The 17,269-nt window shown below is 43.4% G+C and carries 22 protein-coding genes and 1 pseudogene; all 23 read left to right on the top strand.

Annotated features, from left to right (window positions below; all coding sequences use genetic code 11):
* The first annotated feature begins 3 nt into the window (after positions 1 to 3).
* The gene (locus NF418_RS05600; RefSeq protein ID WP_256778783.1) at positions 4 to 549 is read left to right on the top strand and encodes an NUMOD4 domain-containing protein; all 546 of its coding nucleotides are present in this window, start codon (positions 4 to 6) and stop codon (positions 547 to 549) included.
* Positions 550 to 613: 64 nt separating this feature from the next.
* Entirely contained in the window at positions 614 to 859 is a 246-nt protein-coding gene (locus NF418_RS05595; RefSeq protein WP_256778782.1) for a hypothetical protein, read from the top strand.
* Positions 860 to 866: 7 nt separating this feature from the next.
* On the top strand, positions 867 to 1,076 hold the full coding sequence (locus NF418_RS05590; protein ID WP_256778781.1) for a hypothetical protein: 210 nt from the start codon (positions 867 to 869) through the stop codon (positions 1,074 to 1,076).
* Between the two features lie 138 nt (positions 1,077 to 1,214).
* Positions 1,215 to 1,808 (top strand): DUF4355 domain-containing protein, encoded by a 594-nt coding sequence (locus tag NF418_RS05585; RefSeq protein WP_256778780.1) that lies wholly within the window; start codon positions 1,215 to 1,217, stop codon positions 1,806 to 1,808.
* 3 nt (positions 1,809 to 1,811) lie between these two features.
* Positions 1,812 to 2,651, top strand: a complete 840-nt coding sequence (locus NF418_RS05580) for a N4-gp56 family major capsid protein (protein WP_256778779.1) — start codon at positions 1,812 to 1,814, stop codon at positions 2,649 to 2,651.
* A complete protein-coding gene (locus NF418_RS05575) occupies positions 2,651 to 2,815 on the top strand; it encodes a hypothetical protein (protein WP_256778778.1) in 165 nt (54 codons plus the stop codon). The genes NF418_RS05580 and NF418_RS05575 overlap by 1 nt, the downstream gene beginning before the upstream one ends.
* A gap of 4 nt (positions 2,816 to 2,819) precedes the next feature.
* Positions 2,820 to 3,137 carry a phage head-tail connector protein gene (locus NF418_RS05570; protein WP_256778777.1) on the top strand — a complete coding sequence of 106 codons (318 nt, stop codon included), beginning with the start codon at positions 2,820 to 2,822 and terminating at the stop codon, positions 3,135 to 3,137.
* Positions 3,134 to 3,442, top strand: coding sequence for a hypothetical protein (locus NF418_RS05565; RefSeq protein WP_256778776.1), 309 nt, complete (start codon positions 3,134 to 3,136; stop codon positions 3,440 to 3,442). The genes NF418_RS05570 and NF418_RS05565 overlap by 4 nt, the downstream gene beginning before the upstream one ends.
* Positions 3,435 to 3,788 (top strand): HK97-gp10 family putative phage morphogenesis protein, encoded by a 354-nt coding sequence (locus NF418_RS05560; RefSeq protein WP_256778775.1) that lies wholly within the window; start codon positions 3,435 to 3,437, stop codon positions 3,786 to 3,788. The genes NF418_RS05565 and NF418_RS05560 overlap by 8 nt, the downstream gene beginning before the upstream one ends.
* Positions 3,785 to 4,168: a hypothetical protein gene (locus NF418_RS05555; RefSeq protein ID WP_172073977.1), complete on the top strand. Its 384-nt coding sequence runs from the start codon at positions 3,785 to 3,787 to the stop codon at positions 4,166 to 4,168. Before NF418_RS05560 ends, NF418_RS05555 begins: the two co-directional genes overlap by 4 nt.
* 15 nt (positions 4,169 to 4,183) lie before the next feature.
* Positions 4,184 to 4,717, top strand: coding sequence for a phage major tail protein, TP901-1 family (locus NF418_RS05550; RefSeq protein ID WP_256778774.1), 534 nt, complete (start codon positions 4,184 to 4,186; stop codon positions 4,715 to 4,717).
* Between the two features lie 10 nt (positions 4,718 to 4,727).
* A complete protein-coding gene (locus NF418_RS05545; protein ID WP_105100369.1) occupies positions 4,728 to 5,075 on the top strand; it encodes a tail assembly chaperone in 348 nt (115 codons plus the stop codon).
* Positions 5,076 to 5,113: 38 nt separating this feature from the next.
* Positions 5,114 to 5,434, top strand: coding sequence for a hypothetical protein (locus tag NF418_RS05540; RefSeq protein ID WP_256778773.1), 321 nt, complete (start codon positions 5,114 to 5,116; stop codon positions 5,432 to 5,434).
* Entirely contained in the window at positions 5,434 to 8,871 is a 3,438-nt protein-coding gene (locus NF418_RS05535) for a phage tail protein (protein WP_256778772.1), read from the top strand. The genes NF418_RS05540 and NF418_RS05535 overlap by 1 nt, the downstream gene beginning before the upstream one ends.
* Before the next feature lie 8 nt (positions 8,872 to 8,879).
* The gene (locus NF418_RS05530; RefSeq protein WP_256778771.1) at positions 8,880 to 9,668 is read left to right on the top strand and encodes a distal tail protein Dit; all 789 of its coding nucleotides are present in this window, start codon (positions 8,880 to 8,882) and stop codon (positions 9,666 to 9,668) included.
* Entirely contained in the window at positions 9,665 to 13,837 is a 4,173-nt protein-coding gene (locus tag NF418_RS05525; protein WP_256778770.1) for a phage tail spike protein, read from the top strand. Before NF418_RS05530 ends, NF418_RS05525 begins: the two co-directional genes overlap by 4 nt.
* 4 nt (positions 13,838 to 13,841) lie before the next feature.
* Positions 13,842 to 14,078 carry a hypothetical protein gene (locus tag NF418_RS05520; protein ID WP_256778769.1) on the top strand — a complete coding sequence of 79 codons (237 nt, stop codon included), beginning with the start codon at positions 13,842 to 13,844 and terminating at the stop codon, positions 14,076 to 14,078.
* Positions 14,075 to 14,581, top strand: coding sequence for a hypothetical protein (locus tag NF418_RS05515; RefSeq protein ID WP_256778768.1), 507 nt, complete (start codon positions 14,075 to 14,077; stop codon positions 14,579 to 14,581). The genes NF418_RS05520 and NF418_RS05515 overlap by 4 nt, the downstream gene beginning before the upstream one ends.
* Before the next feature lie 3 nt (positions 14,582 to 14,584).
* Positions 14,585 to 14,797 (top strand): hypothetical protein, encoded by a 213-nt coding sequence (locus NF418_RS05510; protein ID WP_256778767.1) that lies wholly within the window; start codon positions 14,585 to 14,587, stop codon positions 14,795 to 14,797.
* A 3-nt stretch (positions 14,798 to 14,800) separates the two neighbouring features.
* Positions 14,801 to 15,226 (top strand): hypothetical protein, encoded by a 426-nt coding sequence (locus NF418_RS05505; RefSeq protein ID WP_256778766.1) that lies wholly within the window; start codon positions 14,801 to 14,803, stop codon positions 15,224 to 15,226.
* Between the two features lies 1 nt (position 15,227).
* A complete protein-coding gene (locus NF418_RS05500; protein WP_256778765.1) occupies positions 15,228 to 15,578 on the top strand; it encodes a phage holin in 351 nt (116 codons plus the stop codon).
* A pseudogene (locus tag NF418_RS05495) lies at positions 15,544 to 16,290 on the top strand (CHAP domain-containing protein); the annotation flags it as partial. The gene NF418_RS05500 and the pseudogene NF418_RS05495, both read left to right, overlap by 35 nt.
* On the top strand, positions 16,247 to 16,732 hold the full coding sequence (locus NF418_RS05490; protein WP_256778764.1) for a PBECR3 domain-containing polyvalent protein: 486 nt from the start codon (positions 16,247 to 16,249) through the stop codon (positions 16,730 to 16,732). The pseudogene NF418_RS05495 and the gene NF418_RS05490, both read left to right, overlap by 44 nt.
* Positions 16,733 to 17,269: the final 537 nt, after the last annotated feature.

The raw sequence follows: 17,269 nt of genomic DNA, 5'->3' as shown, positions 1-17,269 counted from the left end.
TTCATGCTTGAAATTTGGAAAGAAGTGACAGACTTTGAAGGATTGTATGAAGTCAGCAATTATGGAAATGTCAGAAGTGTTGATAGAATGGTCAATCATAATAAAGGTCTTCAATCTCTAAAAGGGAAACCAAAAAAACCATCATTGTCAACAAGTGGCTATCTCAAAGTAAGTCTTTACAAGGACAATAAGAACCACAATAGATATATCCATAGGCTTGTTATTACAGCTTTTTCATCTGAAGAAGAGCAAGAAACCGTCAACCACATTGACGGAAACAAGCTGAACAACCATATTTCAAACTTAGAATGGGCAACATATAAAGAAAATAATAACCACGCATATTCAACAGGTCTGAACGACAAAAGACACCGAAGAAACTGCAAGGGGTCAATTAAAGTAGCTCAATATGATCTAGATATGAACTTAATTGCAACGTTCCCAAGCATGCGAGAAGCAGAACGACAAACGGGTATAAATGCAACAGCGATTGGCCACGGTATTCGTAAGGGTTGGAAATATGGCGGCTTTATTTGGAAGAAAATTTAATAACTCAAGCACCTAGAGAAATCTAAGTGCTTTTTTGTTGCAAAAAAATAGAAAGGAGGTCGCTATGAACAAGCGTATTAAGAAAAAGCGTTGGCTTGAAATCAAGTTAGCCGAATGTTTGGCTCGTGAGCACTTGCTTATGTCAGCTGTGATTGAGCAGAATGACAAGATTGTTAAGCAGGTAAAAGAAAACACTGAATTACGTTCGATAATCGAACGCAACGCGCAAGCTACCAATTCAAGATTTGACAAAATCGAGAAGCAAGTGGCTAATAGCAACACCAAGAAGTCTTGGTTTAGTAGAAAGTAGGAGAAAAATGGAAAAACAAATTATTATTTTTTTGAAAAATGGCGAAACATTATTGTTTCAAGATGTAAGTAATGTGGATGTGACAGATGAATATGTTGCTTTTGATTATTTTGGAAAGAGTACAAATCAAGAAAAAAGTGGTGCTTTCTACTTTGACAATATTGCAGGGTGGTCTGCATCGGCTGGTCTTTTGATAGGAGGTGGCCGCTCATCTTGACAGCAGGAAAGACTGCGATAATTTCATAACCTAACCGTTTGGAAATCCATACGGTTTTATTTATGCCCAAAACTTGCTCACGGCTTTAAAAGGTGCAGGGTTTATCAGTCCACTCTGGACTTAAAAAGGAGGTGCCGTATGGCAGAAGATATTAAAAACACAGTAGTTGAAACCGAAGAAGAGGCAGTTGACACCTCAGAAACGGCTGAAGCTATTGAAAAAACATTCACACAGGAAGAGCTTGACGCTATCATTCAGAAGGAAAAAGGCAAAGCCAAACGTGCTGCTGAAAGGGAGTACCAAGCTAAGCTAGATGAAGCTGAGAAGTTGCGTAAAATGAACGCTGAGCAAAAAGCTGAGTATGAAGCTAAGAAACAGGCCGACTACATCGCTGAACTTGAAGCTAAAATCAACCGTAGCGGTCTTGAAAAAGAAGCGTCTAAAATGCTTTCTGAGAGCGGTTTGGTTGCCGATGATGAAATCCTAGGCTTTGTCGTCAGAGACACCGCAGAAGCCACGCAAGAGGCTGTGAATAGCTTCTCTGCTCTAGTGAATGACCTTGCTGACAAGAAAGTCAGCGAAATGCTTAAAGGTAAGACACCGAAGAAGGTTGAACAAACCACTTCAGCAAGTATTACCCAAGAGCAATTTAATCGCATGAGCTATCGTGCTCAACTGGATTTGCAAAAATCTGATCCAGAACTATATGAGAAATTATCGAAAGGATATTAAAGTATGACACAAACTAAAATCGCGGATTTAATCAATCCGCAGGTAATGGCAAACCACATCTCTGCTAAATTACCTAAGTTATTGAAATTTACACCGCTAGCAACTGTTGAACGTACGCTTGTTGGTCAGCCTGGTACAAAATTGACTGTACCTAAGTTTACTTACACAGGTGCTGCATCCGAAGTAGCAGAAGGTCAAGCAATTCCATTGAACAAGCTTGGAACAACTACTACTGAAATGACCATTAAAAAAATCGCTACAGGTTATGAAATCACTGATGAAGCTATCCTATCTGGTATGGGTGACCCTGTCGGTGAAGCTGTTCGTCAACTCGGTTTGGCTATTGCTGATAAGATTGATAACGACATTATCGAATTGGCTAAGACAGCTACCCAACACGTAACAGATGCGCCGAATACACTTGAAGCGATTCAAAAAGCTCTGGATATTTTTGCGGATGAGGAAGATGTGCGTTACGTTGGTATCTTTAACCCTGTTGATGCCATGAAGCTACGTACTGCAGCAGGCAAAGACTTCTTGCGTGGGTCAGAGCTTGGGGCTCAAGCACTTGTCTCTGGTGTGTTTGGTGAAGTCTTGGGTGTTGAAATCGTTCGTTCTAAGAAAGTGACGGCTGGTCAAGGCTTTATTGTTGCCGTTTCCGCACGTTCGACAGATACAGAGGATGATGCTCGTTACGGTGCTTTTGTTATCAACATGAAACGTGATGTTTCTGTCGAGACTGACCGTGACATCTTGAAAAAAACCACAGTCATCACTGGTGATGAGCATTATGGCGTGTACCTTTATGACGATACGAAAGTAGTTCGCTTCGGAGGTAACTAATGGGTATGTTGCTACGTCGTCATCACGAAGATAATGACCAGGCGAGTGGGCTAGATTTTTCAAAAATGAAGAAAAGCGAACTTATCGAGCTGGGAAGACAGAAAGGTCTGGAATTTTCGGATGACTTGAAAAAAGAAGATATCATCAAAGTATTGAAAGGGTAAGCTTATGCAGATTATTGAGCAAGTAAAGGCTCTGTTGGGGATTTCTGATAACTTACAAGATGATCTCTTGGAAGTGATTCGAGAACTCACAGAAGCTCATTTCATGGCTTATACCAATCAAGCATTTGTGCCTAGTTCTCTGGAATTCATCATCGTTGAAGTGATGGTGAAGCGGTTCAATAAGCTAGGTTCGGAAGGAATGTCAAGTCACGGGGTCGAAGGGCTGTCTATGTCTTTTGACCTTGATGATTTCGCTAGCTACGACAAGGTTATTCACCGTCAGTTTGCCAGCGACTTCCAAGCGGGGTTTAAAATGCTATGAGATACGCGGATAGATTGACCGTTGTGACGGTGTCTGGGGAACGATACGACACTGAATTAGGGCGTATGGTAGGGGATAGCGAGGAGGTCGTTATCCCTTGTCATTTGGGCCCGATTAGTGTTCATTCGCTTAATCGGATGTCGGATAAGCTGGCAGAGGCAACGCATACTGTCCATGTACAGAGAGAACTCCCTGTTGGGCAGGAGGTCTTCGTGAATGGGCGACGTTTTAAGGTGTTGAAGAAAGTCAACCATGGTCTACAAGGCTTTGTCTTGTATGTTAGTGAGGTGTATCCAGGTGGCTAGGGCATTGATTGAAATCAAGGGCAATAAGAAAATGGCTCAGGATTTGAAGGCTTTGGCAAATTTAACGGCTGTTAAAGGAGTCGTGAAGGACTATACGGCTCGATTAGACACAGTTGCCAAGCGAAAAGCATTCTTTAGCAAGGGTTATTCCACAGGAGCGACCAAGCGAAGTATCACGCCTGAAATTCGAGCAATGGGGCTTGAAGGGGCAGTCGAAGCTAAGACAGACTATTCAGGTTATCTGGAGAAGGGAACGCGTTTCATGGAAGCTCAGCCGTTTATGAAGCCAGCTCTTGAAAAAGTAGAGCCAGAGTTTATCGAAGCTCTTGGAGAGGTATTGAAATGAAGCAACCAGATCAACAAATCCATGATGCTATTATGGAAGAAGTGAGTAAGCTGGATTTGAAAGTCTACCCAACCTTGCCTGATTTGGGGACGGCTTACCCCTTTATTGTCATGGGGGATACGCATTTGTTGCCCAGACCGACCAAGTCGCGAATGATTGGTTCGGTAGCTGTAGATATTCATGTCTGGGGGTCTTTCAAGGACCGTCGACTTGTATCTGATACCTTGGCAAGGGTGATGGAAGTATGCAGTCGTATCAAGCGACTAGATAGCAGGCAATGGTCTATGGACTTGACCAGTGATACTCAGCTTTTGAAAGACAATAGTACCCCTGAGGTGCTTTATCACGGTGTGGCAGATGTCACATTTCGTTTTTTGTAAGAAAGGAAAGAAAATATGTCAGGAACTACAGCAGTAGCTAAGCAGACAACAGATTTGAAAGAATTGGCGGCAGCCTATGGTAAAGACAAGATTCTGATGTTTCGTAAATTAGGAGATAAGACTGCAGCTGCAAAATTAGCCCTACAAATCGAACATAAAATCAAGTACGAGCGTGAATCAGACGCTAAGAAGACCAAAGATGGTGTAGTAAACGCTGTCGGCGGTTTGGAAGTTACGTTGGAAATTGAAGCGGTGACAACTCGCGACCCATTGAACAAGATGTTGAAGGATTCGGTAGTTGAAGGCTTTAAATTGGAAGTGTGGGAGATTGACCTTGCTGGCGAGAAGCAAGGTGGCAAATACCCAGCTCTCTATATGCAGGGAAGTTTGGCATCTTGGGAAGTGCCGTCGAACGTTAACGACTTAGAAACTTTGTCAACAGAGTTCAAGGTGGACGGAAAACCTCAGGAAGGCCATGCAACTTTGACGGCTGAACAGGCTGAAGAAATTGCTTATGCTTTCCAAGATGTGACAGCAATTACAGGTTAAGGAGTAGGAAATGAAAGAGATTACGATTGGCAAGAAGACCTATGAATTGCATTATGGTCTTGATTTTATTCGTGAGATGGACAAGAGATACGGTATTTCAGGCAATGGAATTCATTTTGGTGCAGGTATCCAGTCTGCTTTGTACTATCTTGGGACCTATAACCCTGTGATTTTGCAGGATATTATCCTATCTGCTACCCACACCTTGAAGTCTATTCCTAGCAAGAAGGACATCGAAGAGTGGATTTTTGAACAGCCTGATTTGGATGCGGTGTTTACAGATTTTTTAAAGAGCTTAGAAACTGCACCAGCTACCAAGCTCCAAGTCGACAAGTTGAGAGCCGAAGTCGAACAGTAATCTCTTCCCCTAGTTCTGAAGAACAGTATGAGAGTTTGTTGGCGGATATTTTCGGATTGTTGGGCGTGACGGACTACGATGTGGCTAGAAGAATGACATTGAAAGAATACTCTCTCAGGATGAGGGGGTATTTTTTGTCATATTTAGACAAGGAGTACTTTATTCACTTGCAGGCAATGGCTAACCGAAATGCCAAGGCGACAAATAAAAAAGGTGAGTACGTGTATAAAGAGATGTCAGATTTCTATGATCGCCAAAAACGGTACGAAGAATTGTTTGGTAAGCGAACCAAGACGGTAGACAAACGGCTTATCCAACGGGTCAACAGGCTTCGTGAATTTAGAGAAGGAGGGGATTAGTGTCAAAATCATATACTGTTGAAGCAGTCCTCAGGGCTGTGGATAAGGGATTTACAAGCACACTGAAATATGCAGAGAATCAGATTGCTAACTTTGGTTCGGTGTCGACCAAGGCTTCCAGTGCTTACGCCAGTGGATTTGCTAATGCGGCTAAGATTGCGATTGCGGCAGCAGGGGCTTCGGCTACTGCCTTGGTTGGTTTTGCGACCAAGTCGGAAGGGTCTTACCGAGCTATGCAGGCTCAGTTTAGCCAGGTCTTTGACACAATGGAGAGCGATGCGACGAGTGCTTTGAAGGCTATCTCGTCTGAAACCAATATTAGCTCCAATCGACTAAAGGATTCGTTCACGAAGATTGCGGCGTTTGGTAAGACGGCGGGTATGGATACTGCTCAGTCGCTAGATTTGACCAGTCGGGCGACTAAGGTTGCAGCAGATAGTGCGGCTTTCTACGACCGTTCTATTGAGGATGTGACGGAGAGTTTGCAGTCTTTCTTGAAAGGAAATTATGAGAATGATGCGGCTTTGGGTATTTCTGCTACAGAAACTACTCGGAATGCAGCTGCTAACAAACTTTATGGTAAATCCTTCAAAGAGTTGGATGAAGCCCAGAAACAACTGACCCTACTACAAATGGTCGAGGATGGGAATAAGCTATCTGGAGCTCTTGGGCAAGCTAGTCGTGAGGCAGACGGTTTTGAGAATGCCCTTGGGAATTTGAAACAAAGCGGGACAGACCTTGCTTCTGCTATAGGTAGTATTTTCTTCGACGATGCTATTTCAGGGATGAAACAAATCACAACCTGGACGAACAATGCAGCCGAAAAAATTCGTGCATTTGGTACAGAGTTAAATCAATTTGATTCTTTGGGTGAAAAGGTGGACTTTATCGCTCAAAAATTCCCTGTCTTGAAACAAGCTTTATCATTTATTGGTGGGGCAAGTGTTTTGGCAGGAATCGCTGGCTTACATGCTAAGTTTGGTGAATTGGGAATCGGTTTAGATACTCTGCAGGGTGGTTTTTCGAAGGTCAAAACTGGTTTGTCAACATTTGGTGGACATTTGAGTAAGGTTTTTGCTCCGTTTGGACCTGCAGTGGCAACAGTAAAAGGGGGCCTGGAAACTGTTGCGATTAAAGGAATGTACTTGGGGGATGCTCTTAGTGCAAAATTTGCTCCTCTTGGTGCCAAACTAACAGCTCCATTTGCAGCTTTAACTGCCAAACTATCTGGGGTAACTGCTTTGTTCCCTCGTTTTTCTGGTGCTTTGAGTGGTGTTTTAGGGACTTTCGGAACTGCATTTTCAGGCATGAGTTCGATTATGACAACCTTTGCTGGGATAGCCATGAACGCCCTGATGCCAGCGGCGATTTTCGGTGTCTTTCTAGCCGGTCTTGGTTTGTTGCAGGGGCAGTTCGGAGATAAAATCAATGAATTGGTCAATGTAGCGGTCACAAAAGGTCCGACCATCATCACCAATCTGGTAAATGGAATGGTGAGTCAAATCCCTCAGTTAATCAACCAAGGGACGCAGTTAATCCAACAATTCACACAGGTCATTGTTGCCAATGCTCCTGCGGTATTTCAAGGGGCAGTCGCTTTGATTTCTTCCTTGGTGCAGGGTGTGGGTGCCAATGCTGGTCAGTTGATTAACTCTGCCGTTCAGATTGTAGGGGTATTGGTTAATGGTCTTTTGACCAGCCTGCCTCAATTGTTGTCCGTCGGTATGCAGTTCTTGGTTCAGTTGGCACAGGGAGTTGTGCAGAATATCCCGACCTTGCTAACAACTGCTCAGAGTATTGTGGCAGGTTTTATCAGCTCGGTAGCCATAAATCTGCCAACTATTTTACAGAGTGGTTTGCAGATTATCGTAACCTTGGCACAGGGGATTATCACAAATCTACCGCAGATTGTGCAAACAGCTATTTCTATTGTTCAGTCATTGATACAAGGTTTAGTCGGCGCCTTACCGACGATTATCTCGACAGGGATACAAATGATTGTTCAGCTCGCTGGCGCCCTAATTCAAGGTTTGCCACAAATTATCGTAGCAGGTATTCAGTTGATTATTGGTCTTGGTCAAGCAATGTTAGAAGCTATTCCTCAGGCTCTTACAGGTGTCTGGGAAGGTATTAAAAACGGATTTACTTCTGCATTTGATTGGATCACTGGTAAGTCTAAAGAAAGTAATAGTCAAGTTACTGCTGATACCAGTACGACGGCTGCTACTGTTTCTGCTAAGACGGCTGAGATGGCAACAAGTGCGAGCTTGAATATGCAAAACTTCCAGCTTGGTGTAACAACCGCAACAGGCCAGACCAATATGCAAGCCACTGCAGATGTACAGTCTCTGGCCACGTCTATCGGTGCTAATCTGGCGACTGCAAACATAAGCGCAACGGGTCAAGCGCAGGCTATGGCTTCGGGTGTGACCGGGGCAGTCAGCGGTATGAACCTGGATGGTGTGAATCATACTTTGCAACTAGCGAACGGTATCGGGGCTAATATCGCCACAGCTTCAGCTAATGCGACTAGTCAGGCACAGGCTATCAATAGCAATGTTTCCAGTAACTTGCAAACTATGCAGGGAGCCGGTTCAAATGCGGTTGCAGGTTTGAGCAGTGACATTTCTAGCCAATTATCACAAGCGGCTTCAACTGCACAATCTCAGTCGACGGCGATTACCAATGCTATCCGAACAGGTTTTGACCAAGCTAAGACAGCGGCTTCAACTGCCATGCAAGGCTTGGCTACGAATGTGCAGAGTGGCTTTAGTAAGATTGTGTCTACATCGCAAAATGGCTTGAATAATCTAAAAAATGCTTTCAATACCACATTCAATGGAATTAGATCGCAAACAACAAGTTCCATGAGTGCTTTGGTTAGCGCTATTTCAAATGGAATGAGTAGATCTGTGAGTGTTTCGCAATCATCTGGTAATCAGATTGTGTCGATATTTAGAGGGTTAGCAGGTCAAATGTCATCGGCAGGTAGTTTTGCAGGCGCAGGTTTTGCGAATGGCTTAGCCGGTCAAGCTGGCTATATCTACAGTGTTGCCAATTCGATTGCGAGCAATGTTGCTGCTACAATCCGTCGGGCCTTGAGTATCCACTCGCCGTCAAGGGTAATGGCGAAACTTGGAGGATACACTGGTGAGGGCTTGGCAGTCGGTATGGAAGGGATGATTCCAGCTGTTAGCAAGGTAGCTGATAAATTGGCAGTTTCTGCTATTCCAGACATCCAACCTTTGAATATCGGGGAGAAGTTCAGTGCGATGAAGCATACTATTGCTAGTCAATTGAGTTTGAATAGCGAACAATCAACGAGACCGAAACAGCCGATGGAGTTCCATTTTAGACTTGGGGCAAATAATTTCCGTGCTTTTACGGAAGATATTACTAACACTCAAAATCTTGAATTGATTTTAGATAATTATTAGGAGGGGATATGTACGATTATACAGACACAACAACAGGCAATCAGCTAGTTCAATCAATCCCTTCCGACAACATGTCCATCAACGGAGTACCCCTCAATCAACTGGTTGAGGGCTACCGCCATTTGACGGTAACAGGTAGGGGCTTGCTTGGTCAATCGATCAAGACAACCTCTGTCCCTGGTCGTAGAGGTGTTTGGGTAGAAGATGTGTCTGATGATGAACGGGTGCTTGAAATTAAGTACCAACTGGAAGCTAGAACCAGCGCGGATATGCGAGACAAGTTTGCGAAACTCAACAGGATCTTGCGGACACTTGCAAGCAGTGGGTATCTGGAAATTACTTTCAAGGACGAACCGACTTACACCTACTATGGCTACTTCAGTGGGGCGGATGATATTGAGGAAACTTCTCTTTCTATCGTCAGCAAGTTCACTCTGGTAGTGCCAGACGGCTATAAAAAGAAAAATGCCCAGAATTCTACTGGGCTTATTTCTTTATCGGATGCATTGGAAGTTTTGCCTGAGTCTATTACGGTCACACCGACTGGAACGGTTAACCAAGTACAGATTATCAACGGAACTAAGATTTTATCCTTCTCTGGCTCTTATGTGGCTGGAAAAGACATTGTGGTCACATTTGGAGATGAAGAAGTAACTGCCACTTACAATGGCAGAAGTATTCTCAGTGAGTTGGAGCGGTTCAGTCCCTTGGAGCAATTCACGGTGAAGAACGGCGACAGGATTACGGCACGGAATGCCACAGTAAAAAATGTAGTTTGGAGGGATGAGAGAGCGTGATTTATTTATTCGATAAAGACGAGAAGCTGATAAAGATTGTCAGAAAATCGGCTGTCAAGACTGCCCTGCAAAAGTACGCATTGACGACAGAGCGGTATGTATCTGACCGTTTGACGGTTGAACTCAAAGGGCTGAATGCGGATGAATTGGAACAGGTTGAGTACATGGCCATTCAGACCATAGAAGATGCCCACACTTTTCATTATTTCTATGTGGCCCAGAAGTTTTCGGATAGTCTGACAACGCTGATTGGTGTCCAGTCAGGGATCGAGGAGCTTCGGAAGTCGCCAGTCTTTGATAAGCGTCCAAAGAATGCTTTGGCTCGTGATGTGATTGCAGACTTGCTTGCTGGTACCAACTGGCAAGCTCGTTTTGTTGGTGAAACAACGGCACACAGTACCAATTTCTACTACACGTCGATATTCGATGCCTTGAAAAAGGTCTGTGAAGTCTGGGACTTGGAAATGCAATTCTTTGTCGAGATGAACGGAAATCAAATCGGTGCCCGTTACATTGACTTTAAACAAAGAATTGGTGAAGCAGTCGGTAAGCGTGTGGTCTATGGTCACAATGCCTTGCAAATCCTGCAAGAGGTGGAGCGTACCAACATCTTTACTGCCCTGGTCGGACGTGGCAAGGGTGAAGAAACTGGTGACGGATACGGTCGAAAAATCACCTTTGAAGATGTAGTTTGGTCAAGGACACAAGGCAAGCCAGTCAACAAGCCTAAAGGACAGAAATACCTAGAATTGCCCTTGATGACGCGACAATACGGTATCAAGAACGCTGATGGCTCCATGCGGCCTAAAATCGGCTTTGTGGACTTTTCGGAAGAAGAGAATCCAGAAATTTTGATTGAGCGGACTTACAGGGCTTTGATTGATGCTGCACGTCCGCAGTTGACCTTGAAGACCTCAAGTGTCTATCTGAGAGGTGTCAAGGTTGGAGATACGATTCGAGTGGTTCGGCATGATAAAAAACTGGACTATGATACTCGGATTTTTGAAATTACCTTCAACCGATTGAATAATCAATCCAGCGACATTAAGTTGGGTGACCGAATCGGCGAAAGTAACGAAGCCAAAGTTCAGACTATTGCAGACAAGGCTGTAGAGCAGTTTGTTAATAATGAATTTTCCAACTTTGTCCAGAATTTGCCGGACTATCTGCCAAGCGCTGATGGTTTTAATAATAACTGGTACGGCACTGAAGACCCTACTGTCCAGTATCCAGGCAAGGTCTTAATCAATGATATTTGGTTTAAGCCAGATTCAGAGCATGAGGGACATAAAATCATGTTGCGCTGGACAGGAGAAGTCTGGGAAGAAATCCTCCGGACTTATGACAGTGAAGCTTTAAGAGATAGAATCGCGGAAGAAATCGCCCAAGTCAACCAATCCATGCAAGCACAGGCACAGGAACACGACAGACAGGTCGCAGACATCTTATCCAAAACCCAGTCTGTCGAATCGCTTGCCAACCAGGCAAAGTCGGATGCTGCTAGTGCATTGGCTAGAGCCAACCAGGTCAAGACCGAAGCTATCGCTGAAGCGACACGGCTCGACACAGTCGAAAGACAGGCTACGGAAACAAAGTTGGCAACAGCTAAGAGTCAAGCAATATCAGAAGCGACTCGGCTGGTTGAAACTGCCAAAACCTTATTATCTGGACAGATATCTAATGTATCTACAGATTTGAGCCAAACCAAGGAAACTATCAAACTTCTAGCTACAAGGGCAACTGTTGAAGCTCTGACAGGGCGTATCTCATCTGCTGAATCCACCTTGCAAGTCCAAGCTGGTGAAATTGCCAGTCGTGTCAAATCAAGCGACTTTGACCAAGCGAAACAGCGCATCTCAACAGCTGAAAGTTCTATCACACAGCTTGGCAGCAGGATAACAACTGAGATTAGTGAGGTTGAAGGAAAGATACCGACCGAGATAGGTGGAAGAAATTACATTTTGAAATCTCAAGCCGAAATCAGTAGCGCAGGTAGGTGGTCAAACAAAACGTTTAAATTGTCGAGTGACTTACTATCTAATTTGTCGAAAATTAAGACTGTCACAATTTCCTGTGATGTCGAAGGAAGGAATGTCACTGAATTTAATAATCGAAAACGGTATGGTTTAGCTTGCTCAGTTGAGATAAACGGTGTAGTGAATTATTGGGAAGTTTGGCAAGCTGAAGATACAAGCAAGAAGCGAATTAGCCAGACATTCACAGTCCCTGAAGGTAAAACTATTACAAAATTTTATTCTCCAACATTATGGATACAGGCAGATGGTAATGTTAAAGTAAGCAATCCTAAAATCGAATTTGGAAGGATACCTACAGATTACACATTGGCCCCTGAAGATTTAGCTGATGAAATATCATTAGTCAAAACCACGATCACTCAGACTGCTTCGGGTGTCGAGCAATTATCGACTAGCCTGACTACGACTGATAGCAAGGTCACGACTGCTGAGACTAAAATTAGTCAGTTGATTAGTGACGTATCTAGCAAAGTATCTCAGACCGATTACAATACGCTGACCGGTCGAGTTGATAGCGCTGAAACGGCTATTACGCAAAATGCACAAGAGATTAGCAAGCGCTTGACCAGTACACAGATTGAATCTGCTATCACTAGTAAAGGCTACCAGACGAAGGCGCAGGTGGATAATAATATCACAGGTCGTGGGTACATCACAAATAGCGCTTTGCAGCCTTATGCGTTGGCTACGACAGTCCAAAATCTCGTGCAAGAGACGGCAGATAGTTTTAGTCGGACAATTAGTGAGACTAAATCACTTATTCCGACTGAAGTTGGTGGGAGAAACTACCTACTTAATTCCAAAACAGAAATAAGTGGGGGATGGGGCAGTAAAGTAATCTCACTTTCTCCAGAACTGCTTGACAATTTGAATAAAATAAAATCAGTTACAATATCATGTGATGTCGAGGGTACCAATGTTTCCACTATAAATTCACGAAAACGGTATGGTTTAGCTTGTTCAGTTGAGATAAACGGTGTAGTGAATTATTGGGAAGTTTGGCAAGCTGAAGATACAAGCAAGAAGCGAATTAGCCAGACATTCACAGTCCCTGAAGGTAAAACTATTACAAAATTTTATTCTCCAACATTATGGATACAGGCAGATGGTAATGTTAAAGTAAGCAATCCTAAAATCGAATTTGGAGTGTTGTCTACAGATTGGTCACCAGCTCTTGAAGACCTCGCCACCGTCACAGCACTGCACTCAGTCCGCGACACAGTCGACAGTCACACACGGACTATTTCGACGATTAATGGGACTGTCAGTACGTTAGTGCAGACTGCAGCAGGACTAGTCACAGAAGTATCTGGTACTAACGGACTCAAGACACAAGTCAGCACGCTTGCTGGGTCCTGGGCAGTAAAAAACTTGACCAACTCTGGCACGGTACTCAATCAGCTAAATTTAAACAAAGACGGTTCGGTCAAGATTGACGGTAAGTTGGTGCAGATTACTGGAACCACATACATTCAAGACGGTGTGATTACATCCGCTAAGATTGGCAAAGGTCAAATCGGTACGGCACATATCGGTGAGATTGATGCAGGGATAGCTAAAATCATCAATCTGGACGTGTCGAATATCAAGGGTCTCGATGCAGAATTTATCAAAGCGAAAATCGAAAATGCATTCATTGAGTGGATGAAAGGTAAAACGATTACCGCAGTTAACGATGCAACTACCTTTGATTTAGCAACTGGTGTAATAACAGTCAATAATAACCAAAGCGGTTTCGTATTCAAAGATGGCAATTCTGTAGTCGGACGAATCGGGTATGGGAATATCACACAATTAGGTACCGGTTTAGGCAAAGGGATTGATATCTACACATCAAAGAATTCTACAATCACCCTTGGGTATGAATTATCAACCGGCGGTGTATACTCGACTGCCATTCAGGTAAATGGAGGTACTGGAAATGTTATCATCCCGACATCTTTGCGGTTAACAAGTGGAAAGTTGTATCCGAATTTTTATGGGGACGAATATTTGAGAATCGGTGGAGATTCTGACGGGGTGTCTATAGGCCTGGGCGGGGCGTTTGTATCCATAAGATTTACGAGTGATGATATCATATTTCAGGCTGGTGCTAGGAGAGCATCACTATCTCAATTATTAAGTAGAGGTTAAAAAAATGAACGAACAAATCCAATCAAAGTTAGCAATTGAAATTGCAAGCAAAGCTATTACTATCGCAACGCTGGAAGCCCAAAACGAGAGTTTGCAAGCAACTGTTAACCAACAAGCGAATACAGAGCAAACTCTTACTAATCGTATCCAGGAGCTGGAAGCAGAGAACGCAAATTTAAAAGAACACAATGAGTCGCTATTAAAGCAACTTGATGATATGACTGTGGAGGTAGTCGAATGAGAGCGTGGAATGTGGTAGGGAAATACCCTATCTATACAGACGGAGTGGTCAGTCATACCGAAATCGCCATCGCATCAACGACTGGTGGTTATGCGACCTACACAGAAAAGGTAGCGGGCAATCACATGGATAAGCCTGAGAGCGAACTTGTCGAATTGGCCCGTGAGGCTCACTTTAAATCAGAGTACGCAGACCGTGCCATGGCCGAAAGCGTGCAGAAGATTGATGAACTGGAACAAGTGACGAAAGAAGCCAAATCATTCATGGCCGAATCAAAGCAGGAATTCGAAGCTATCAAGAATCGGCAAGATGCAGCTGAAACTGAACGTAATGAGCGTTTTAGCAATCTAGAAGCAGATATGCAGGCTAAGATTGATGACGCAGTCGCTGAATTGACCATTATGTTCACAGGCTTTGCAGGTCAATTTGGAGAAGAGGAAGTGACTGAAGAAATTCCACAGGACAATACCCCTCATGATGTTGAGGTAGAAATTGAGGAATAGATCATGGGATTTATCAATACAATTTTGACAGGAATTAGCTTAATTAAGAAAGGACAATTTACTATGAAATTTACAAAGAAACATGTTGTAGCGAAAACTTGGTACCGTCGTGTTGCCAATGGCATTGCGACTTTTGAAGAGGTGCCTAACCTTTGGAACTTGCGCGATGTCGTCAAAGAAATGCTTGACGAAACCGTTGCAGAAGATGGGAAGTAGCCTATGCCAGATCAAATCTTACATATCATTGGAGCGGTGGCACCTACCATTGGTGTCATCGCTACTGGTGGTTTTGGATATCTAGCTGCACGGTCTAACAATCTCAATAAGGCTCAATTCGGCGAACTTAAACAGAGTATGGAAGACATCAAAGACGATGTGTCCAATGTAAAAAAGGTCGTTAGCGATAACCGAAACAGCCTTAGCGATGTCAAGGAAGAGGTAGGCACGCTTAAAAATAGCAGTCGCAGTAGCCGTAGATATCTGCTGTACAAAGACTTGGAAACGGCTATCGAACGAGGCTGGACAACATTGGAGGAACGCAGGGAGATTGCCAAACTTTTTGACAGCTACAAGATACTTGGCGGTAATGGCGAGATTGAGACCATGTACCAAATTTATATTCAATTACCTATGAAGGAGGAATAATATGAATCATTTATCAGAGCTTATTTTAGGTACAGCGACAGGGATTTTCGGAATCCTAGCTGGTGTGATAATCCACGAAATCAAGAAGTATCTGCTTGCCAAGGGCGGAAAACGCGCCATTGAAATCACAGAGATTTTGGCAAGAAATGCCGTCAATGCAGTAGAGCAGATTGCTGCCCTGGACCAGGACAAAAACATTGATAAGTACGATATGGCTAAGCGACGAATCACTAGTCAGCTTGCTAAATACGATATTTACATGACCGAAACTCAATTGGAAACATTTATCGAAGCTGCGGTTAAGCAGATGAATGATAGCTGGAAAGGAGAAACGAATGACGACAGCAAATGAAGTAGTACAGTATGCTATTAACCTTGCCAACGCTGGCATGGGTGTTGATAAGGATGGCATGTTTGGGACACAGTGTGCAGACCTGCCATGCTACATTGCCAAAAATTGGTTTGGTGTTGATCTTTGGGGAAATGCTATTGACCTGCTAAATTCAGCAGCTGGCGTTGGTTGGGAAGTACATCATATGCCTACCGATGCCAATCCACGGGCAGGGGCAATATTCGTGATGTCTGTACCTGGTCATCATTTTGGACATACAGGCCTTGTCATTTCGGACAGTGACGGCTATACCATGCAGACCATCGAGCAGAATATCGATGGTAATTGGGATAGCCTACAAGTTGGTGGTCCAGCACGGTATAATACTCGTGATTTTACGGGAGTTACCGGGTGGTTTTATCCGCCGTATGCTCAAAATGCAGATACACCAATCTACTCAGAGCCTACAAGCGATGAGATTGAGCTAATTCCGGAGACCGGGACGTTCACTGTCGGCGAAAGCCCTATCAATGTCCGCCGTGCACCTAACCTCAGCGGTGAAATTGTGGCTGTTTATGAGCCTGGTCAATCTGTCAAATACGACAGCAAAGGTTCTGCAAATGGCTACCGTTGGATATCCTACATCGGCGGAAGCGGTTTGCGTAATTACATGGCAATCGGTCAGACAGATGAAGCAGGAAACCGCATTAGCTTGTGGGGAAACATCGAATAAAGTTTCAGCCCAGCGTTTGTTGGGGATTATGATTTGTGAAAAGGAATGTGGTATAATAAAAATCATGAAATACAATGTAAAAATTAGTCAAAAAATCAAGGAAATAGTAGGGTTAGAAACTTCTGCAACCGATATCCTGATCCACGAAGAAAATCTTGAAAAACATATGTTAAAAAGCAGACATCGAAAGATGATCAAATATATCCCAGATGTTGCTACTATTTTGGATTCGCCGGATTTTGTTGGTCAAAATAAGAATGTGAAGACAGAGAGTTTTGAAGTTATCAAAGTCCTTGCAGATAATGTTCTGGTCGCTGTCAAACTAGATAAGAAAAACGACTATTTCTTTGTGGCTTCGGTTTATGACATCACAGATTCCAAATTAAATCACATGAAGAGAAACGGTCGCATCAAAACATTTGACAAAATAGAAGATAAGTAGTAAACTAAATACAATGAATGATAACGAGGTCAGAAAGGCTCCTGACGCACTCGAGAGAGTACCTGAGATGTTGGATACGCCGCCCAACCGCTATCATTGTATTTCAAAAACCCCTCAGCAAACGCTGGGGGCTTTTTTTGTGCTCGAGATAATCTCAAGATAGTCTCAAGATACAGTAAAACACAGTAATCTTTTCGTTCAAAATAGCCATTTTGTCAATAATGGTTGCGAGATTTGATTTCTATTTTGACAAAACGGGCAAAATGACAAAATAGCACTTACCTTATCCACGGTCATTTTTGCAAAATTGCCGTTTTTGCAGACAAAAAAAGACCTTGTCCAGAGGTCGGGGAATAGTCGGGGAGTTGTAACTATAAACAGCTATATAATAAGTAAAAAAACTATCTAAGTGAACCGCACCCCAAAAGTTAGACAGAAAAAATCTAACATTTGGGGTGCTATTTTTATGAAATTGAGCTATGAAGACAAAATCGAAATCTATGAACTACGCCAAAGTGGTCAGTCTATCAAGAACTT

Source organism: Streptococcus suis, assembly GCF_024509555.1.
Classification (GTDB): domain Bacteria; phylum Bacillota; class Bacilli; order Lactobacillales; family Streptococcaceae; genus Streptococcus; species Streptococcus suis_AD.
Note: the sequence above shows the minus strand (reverse complement) of the source record. Positions and strands in the feature narration are given on the sequence as shown.